This window comes from Streptomyces sp. TM32, assembly GCF_004122755.1.
GTDB classification, from domain to species: domain Bacteria; phylum Actinomycetota; class Actinomycetes; order Streptomycetales; family Streptomycetaceae; genus Streptomyces; species Streptomyces sioyaensis.
The window spans coordinates 1-6,840 of record NZ_SDIG01000250.1 but is presented as its reverse complement, the minus strand read 5'-3'; the positions used below and the strand labels follow the sequence as shown (position 1 = coordinate 6,840).

The 6,840-nt window shown below is 73.0% G+C and carries 5 protein-coding genes; all 5 read right to left on the bottom strand.

Translation table 11 applies throughout. The annotated features are described in order from the left end of the window. Window positions 1-95: 95 nt before the first annotated feature. Window positions 96-1,295 carry a serine hydrolase domain-containing protein gene (locus EST92_RS30325; protein ID WP_129283885.1) on the bottom strand — a complete coding sequence of 400 codons (1,200 nt, stop codon included), beginning with the start codon at window positions 1,293-1,295 and terminating at the stop codon, window positions 96-98. A gap of 103 nt (window positions 1,296-1,398) precedes the next feature. Beyond that, window positions 1,399-2,172, bottom strand: coding sequence for an ABC transporter ATP-binding protein (locus tag EST92_RS30320; protein ID WP_254069151.1), 774 nt, complete (start codon window positions 2,170-2,172; stop codon window positions 1,399-1,401). Further along, window positions 2,160-2,921 (bottom strand): cobalt ECF transporter T component CbiQ, encoded by a 762-nt coding sequence (gene cbiQ / locus EST92_RS30315; RefSeq protein ID WP_129283883.1) that lies wholly within the window; start codon window positions 2,919-2,921, stop codon window positions 2,160-2,162. The genes EST92_RS30320 and cbiQ overlap by 13 nt, the downstream gene beginning before the upstream one ends. A 1-nt stretch (window position 2,922) precedes the next feature. Continuing rightward, window positions 2,923-4,074, bottom strand: a complete 1,152-nt coding sequence (locus EST92_RS30310; protein WP_129283882.1) for an energy-coupling factor ABC transporter permease — start codon at window positions 4,072-4,074, stop codon at window positions 2,923-2,925. A 387-nt stretch (window positions 4,075-4,461) separates the two neighbouring features. Then, window positions 4,462-6,708 (bottom strand): MMPL family transporter, encoded by a 2,247-nt coding sequence (locus EST92_RS30305; RefSeq protein WP_129283881.1) that lies wholly within the window; start codon window positions 6,706-6,708, stop codon window positions 4,462-4,464. Window positions 6,709-6,840 lie beyond the last annotated feature (132 nt).

Below are 6,840 nucleotides of genomic sequence, written 5' to 3'. Positions count from 1 at the left end.
CCCGCCACCCACCACTCAGCAACCGGGACCCCACCCCACCACCACTTCCGCTCCCGCCGAAGGCGGGCAACAACTCACAGAAGCCACACGGCGGGTCACCCGGCAACGTGGGAAAGAGCGCGAAGCAACCCCTGAGGACGAGGATCCGCTGTCACGTTGCGCTGCATTCCGTTGGTGACGTAGCCGAAGGCCAGGCCCGTCGTGGGGTCGGCGGCCGCGAGGGCGCCTCCGCGCCCAGGATGACCGAACGAGCCGGGCCCCAGGAGAGGACAGGCGGAGCCATGCAGCATGAAGCCCAGGCCGAAGCGAGTGTGAACGAGCAACGTGCGGTCGAGGCCGGCGGACTCCTCGGTGCGGGCGAGGGTGAGCGTGGCGGGGGCGAAGAGCCGGGGGTGGCCGTCGACGGCGCCGATGAGGGCGGCGTAACAGCGGGCCAGGGAACGGGCGGTGGCGACGCCCGCGGAGGCGGGCAGCTCGGCGGCCCGGTAGGCGGGGTCGTTCTCGTCGGGGGCCGGGGAGATCGCCGCGAAGGCACGGCTGGTGAGCGAGTCGGGATCGGCGTACGCCTCGGCGACGGACGGCTTCGGGCGGACGCGGAGCCCCGTCGCGGCCGGCGCGGCCGGTGGCTCGACGGGGGCGAGGCGGCCGACGCGGGACCGCTCGGCCTCGGGGAGGCCGAGCCACAGGTCGAGGCCGAGCGGCCCGGATATCTCCTCGGCGATCCAGCTGCCGATGGTGCGACCGGTGACCCGCCGCACCAGCTCGCCGAGCAGCCAGCTGTAGGTCTGGGCGTGGTAGCCGTGCTCGGTGCCGGGTTCCCAGGCGGGCGCCTGGGCGGCGACCGCGGCGGGGCCGCTGACACCGTCGATGGCCTCGGCGGGGGTGAGCGGGGTGTCCAGCACCGGCAGCCCGGCGCGGTGCGAGAGCAGGTGGCGGACGAGGACCCGTTCCTTGCCGGCGGCCTTGAACTCGGGCCAGTACGTGCCGACCGGGGCATCGAGGTCGAGCTGTCCGCGCTGGTGCAGCAGCAGCGGGACGACGGCGGCGATGCCCTTGGAGGCGGAGCGGATCACCTGGGCCGTACCGGCTTCCCAGGGGGCGGCCTCCCCCTGGGCGTCGCCGTCCTTCGTGCCGCCCCACAGGTCGACGACCTTGCGCCCGTGCTGGTAGACGGCGACCGCCGCACCCCGCTCACCGCGCCGTGCGAAGTTGGCCATGAAGGCGTCCCGGACCGGCTCGAAGCCGTCCTCGACCGTGCCCTGGACGTCCACCACTGATTCCCGCTTCCCGCTCATCCGTCGCTTTCGTGACCCATCCATGGTGCAACGCGCGGGTCAGTGCTGATGACCAGGACGGTGACGGGTGGCGTTCGTCACACGGCTCGGCCGCCGTGGTGGGTCACAGCGGGACGTCGACCGAGCGCGGGGCGAAGCCGAAGGGGAGCTCCAGGCGGTGGGTGCGCATCAGTTCCTCGTCGCACAGCAGCTGCTGGGTAGTGCCATCGGCGACGAGCACGCCTCCGGAGAGCACGACGGACCGCGGGCAGAGCTCCAGCGCATACGGAAGATCGTGGGTGACCATCAGGACGGTGACGTCCAACGACCGCAGGATGTCGGCGAGTTCGCGGCGCGAGGCCGGGTCGAGGTTGGAGGACGGCTCGTCGAGGACGAGGATTTCCGGCCGCATCGCCAGGACCGTGGCGACGGCGACCCGGCGGCGCTGGCCGAAGGAGAGGTGGTGCGGCGGGCGGTCGGCGAAGTCCGCCATGCCGACCCGGGTGAGTGCTTCGGTGACGCGGGCGTCGAGTTCCGCGCCGCGCAGTCCCGCGGCGGCCGGCCCGAAGGCGACGTCCTCGCGGACGGTGGGCATGAACAGCTGGTCGTCGGGGTCCTGGAAGACGATGCCGACGCGGCGGCGGATCTCCGCGAGGTTCTCCTTGGCGACCGGGAGCCCGGCGACCGCGACGGTGCCGGCGCCCGCTTCGAGGATGCCGTTGAGGTGGAGGACGAGGGTGGTCTTGCCGGCGCCGTTGGGGCCGAGGAGGGCGACGCGTTCGCCGCGGCCGACGGTCAGGTCGACGCCGAAGAGCGCCTGGTGGCCGTCGGGGTAGGCGTAGGCGAGCCGGGAGACGGCGAGGGAGGGGGCGGGTGCGGTGGTGCTCAAAGGGTCCATCCCAGGAGGCAGACGGCGAGCGCGGCGAACGGGAGGGCGGCCGCGCGGGTCCATTGTGTGCGGGTGGCGGTGGTGGCGTCGATGACGGGCATGGAGCCGGTGTAGCCGCGGCTGACCATGGCGAGGTGGACCCGCTCACCGCGCTCGTAGGAGCGGATGAACAGCGCGCCGGCGGACTTGGCGAGCACGCCCCAGTGGCGGAGGCCGCGCGCCTCGAAGCCACGGGAGAGCCGGGCGATCCGCATCCGGCGCATCTCGTCGGTGATCACATCGCCGTAGCGGATCATGAAGGAGGCGATCTGGACGAGCAGCGGGGGCATCCGCAGGCGCTGCAGGCCCAGCAGGAGTTCGCGCAGTTCGGTGGTGGCGGCGAGCAGGACGGACGCGGCGACGCCCAGTGTCCCCTTGGCGAGGATGTTCCAGGCGCCCCAGAGGCCGGACGCACTCAGGCTCAGGCCGCCGACGTGGACCCGCGGGCCCTCGGCGACGAACGGCATCAGCAGGGCGAAGGCGACGAACGGCACCTCGATGAGGAGTCGTTGGAGCAGGAACCGGGCGGGGACGCGGGCGGTCGCCGCGGCGGCGGCGATCAGCAGCGCATGGAGCCCGAACGCCCAGAAGGCCTCGCGCGGGGTGGAGACGACGATGAGCACGAAGCAGAAGACCGCGGCGATCTTGCAGTGCGCGGGCAGCGCGTGGACCGGCGAGTGCGCGTGCCGGTAGAGCTTGTGCGTGTGACCGGCGCCCATCTCAGACCTGCTCCGGCGTCGGGCGCTCGGCGGCCGGCGCCGCGGCCTCGCCCGGGCCGGCGCTCCGGCGGCGGCGCAGCACGAGGAAGACCCCGGTGCCGGCCGCGAGCGTGGCGCCGACGCCGATGATCCCGGCGAGGCCGCCGGCCAGCCTCGGGTCGGTGATGTCCTTGACGCTGTAGTCGGCGAGCGGGGAGTCCTTGGTGGCGTGGTCCTCGGCCTTGGCGTCGATGCCTTGGTCGTGGGCGACCCTCTCCAGGCCGTCGGGGCTGGTGGAGGCGTAGTAGCTGAGGCCGCCGGCGCACACCACGGCGGCGGCGAGCCCGGCCAGCCAGACGCGGCGGACGGAGCGGCGGGGTGTGGCGGCGGTCGGGACGGCGGCGGGCTCCTCGGCCGAGGCGGTCGCGGCGGCCGGGACGGCGGCGGGCTCCCCGGCCGGGGAGCCGAGCGGCGAGGTGCGCAGTTCCAGCGGGGCGGTCAGGCCGCGTGCGCCGTAGACCAGGTCGGGACGGACGGCGATGACGGCACCGACCGTCAGCGCGGTGATCGCGGCCTCGCCGATGCCGATCAGCACATGCACGCCCACCATGGCGGTGAAGACCTTGCCGATCGGCACGTCCGCGGTCCCGCCGAGCGCGTAGAGGGCGGTGAAGGCCACCGCGGCGGCCGGCACCGACACCAGCGCGGCGACGAACGAGGCCACGGTGATCGAGCGGCGCCGTCGCGGCAGCACCTTCACCAGCCCCCGGAACAGGGCGTAGGCAACCACGGTGGTCACGATCGCCATATCGGTGATGTTCACGCCGAGCGCGGTCAGCCCGCCGTCGGCGAACAGCACGCCCTGCATGAGCAGCACGACGGAGACGCACAGGACACCGGTGTACGGGCCGACGAGGATCGCCGCCAGCGCACCGCCCAGCAGATGCCCGCTGGTGCCCGCCGCGACCGGGAAGTTCAGCATCTGCACGGCAAAGATGAACGCCGCGACCAGTCCGGCCAGCGGCGCCGTGCGCTCGGCACCCGTGCCGCCGCCCTGCGCCGCACCCGCCAGTTCCCGCCGGGCGCCGCGCAGGCTGACCGCGACCGCGGCCGCGGCGACCGCACCGGTCGCCACCGACACCGGCGCGTTGATGAATCCATCGGGTACGTGCATCTCAGGGTTCTCCGCTTCAGGCTCTGCAGCGCACCCATGGTGGTGCCTCCTGCAAATATGTTGCAAGAGCACCCATGATGCGAAACGGCCACGGCGTCGCACGCACGGGGTCCCAGCTGGCCGCCTTCCCGTCGAGGGCACCCGTGTGCGGACGGAGCGCGTGAAGGAAGCCGCGCGCCCCTTTCTGTGCAAAGGGAACGAAACGGCCCGGCAACGCCCCCCTCCCCAAGGGGAGGCCGTTGCCGGGCCCTCCTGGTGCGCCGCTCCCGTCCCCACGGGTGGGCGCCCCGCTCCGGGGGGCCGCGCCGCTCATACAGCGGTCCCGGAGGTCTTGTGCGACGCGGCCGGCGGCGGGTGGCCGCCCGGCCAGATCGCGATGACGGTCCGTCAGACTCGGGCCGGTGTACGCGAGGTGCTCGCGTCCTGGGTGCCGGTGGGCTCGTCGCGCAGGCCCTCGCCCTCGACGTCCACCTGGGGCAGGATCCGCTGGAGCCACCGGGGCAGCCACCACGCCGCGCGGCCCAGCAGGGCCAGGACGGCGGGCACCAGGGCCATCCGGACGAGGAAGGCGTCGAAGAAGACGGCGACGGCGAGGCCGAAGCCGATCATCTTGATCATCGAGTCGGAGGAGCCGATGAAGCCGGCGAAGACACTGATCATGATGACCGCGGCGGCGGTGACCACCCGGGCGCCGTGCCTGAAGCCGGTGACGACGGCCTCGCCGGGGCGTTCGCCGTGGACGAAGGCCTCCCGCATCCGTGTCACGAGGAAGACCTCGTAATCCATCGCCAGGCCGAAGACCACGCCCACCATGAAGATCGGCATCATGCTCATGATCGGTCCGGTCTGCTCGACCCCGAACAGGTCGGCCAGCCAGCCCCATTGGAAGACCGCGACCACCGCGCCGAGCGCCGCCACCACCGACAGCAGGAAGCCGAGGGCCGCCTTGAGCGGGACCAGCACCGAGCGGAAGACGACCATCAGGAGGAGGAAGGCCAGGCCGACGACGAGCGCCAGGTAGGGCACCAGGGCGTCATTGAGCTTCTGCGAGACGTCGACGTTCATCGCGGTGGTGCCGGTGACCAGGGTCCGCGCGCCGGTGTCCGTCGCGATGCCGGCCGTCGTCGACCGGATGTCATGGACCAGGTCCTCGGTCGCGGCGCTGCTGGGCTTGGACTTCGGGACGACGGTCAATGTGGCGGTGTCGCCGGCCTTGTTGAAGGTCGGCGGGGTGAGGACGGCGACGTCTTCGAGGGCGTCCACCTTCTTGGCGACCTGCGCGGCGGCGGACTTGGCGCTCTGCCCCTGGTGCGCGTCCCGGGCGTCGACGACCAGCATCAGCGGGCCGTTGACGCCGGGGCCGAAGCCGTCCGACAGCAGGTCGTAGGCCTTGCGCTGGGTGGTGTGGGTGGGCTGCGCGCCGTCGTCGGGCAGGCCGAGTTCCAGCGAGGCGGCGGGGATCGCGGCGGCGCCGAGGCCGAGCACCACGGCGAGGAGGACGGTGACCGGCCGGCGCAGCACGAACCGCGCCCAGCGGGTGCCCATGTTGGGCCGCCCGGCCGCGCTCGTCGCGCCCTTCCCGTCGGCGCTCTGCCCGTCGGCGCCCTTCGTGGCGCGTGCCTTGCGGGGCAGCACCCGCTTCCCCGCGAAGCCCAGCAGCGCCGGGATGAGGGTGAGCGCGATCAGTACGGCGATGACGACGGTGCCCGCCGCGGCCAGGCCCATCTTCGTCAGCATCGGGATGTTGACGACCATCAGGCCGACCAGCGCGATCACCACGGTCATCCCGGCGAAGACGACCGCGGAGCCCGCGGTGCCCACCGCGCGTCCGGCGGCCTCCTCCCGCTCCCGGCCCTCGGTGAGTTCGGCGCGGTAGCGGGAGACGATGAACAGGGCGTAGTCGATGCCGACGGCGAGGCCGATCATCATCGCCAGCGTCGAGGTCGTACTGGACAGGTCGAGCGCGCTGCTCAGCGCGGTGATGGTGGAGACGCCGATGCCGACGCCGATCAGCGCGGTCAGCAGCGGCAGTCCGGCCGCGATCAGCGCGCCGAAGGTGAGGACGAGGACCACCGCGGAGACCGCGATGCCGATGACCTCGGTGGACCCCGTCTCGGGGATGGCCTGCAGCGCGTTGCCGCCGACCTCGACCGTCAGCCCGTCCTTCCGCGCGTCCTTGGCCGCGTCCTTGAGGGCGTCCTTGGAGGCGTCGGTCAGCTCGAAGCCCGTGACCTTGTAGGTGACTTGGGCGTAGGCGGTGCGGGCGTCCTTGCTGAGGGTCTTGGCGGCGTACGGATCGGCGACCCGGTCGACCTGTCCGGAGCCCGACGTCAGGGCGCGCACGGTGCGTTCGACGGCCGCCTTGTTCGCCGGGTCCTTCATCGTCTCGCCCTGGGGGGCTCGGAAGACCACCCGGGCCGTGGCGCCGTCCGCATTCCCGCCGGGGAACCGCTGGTCGAGCAGGTCGAAGGCGCGCTGGGCCTCGGTGCCGGGGACCGAGAAGGAGTCGGCGGCGGGGGAAGCGGAGGTGGCGGCGCCGACGCCGGCGACGGCCAGCAGGGCCACCCATATGAGGGCGACGAAGCGGCGCCGCCGGAAGGCGAAGCGTCCGAGCTTGGAGAGGAAAGTGGCCACGAGACCGGGTGCTCCCGTCGTGAGAGGGGTGATGGAGGCGTGCGCCATCGCCCCGGCGACGAGAGCGGCGTGCCGGGTACGGAGGCTGGAGATGCAGGGTCGGGCGGGTGAGGTGTCCGAAGGGCGGTACGC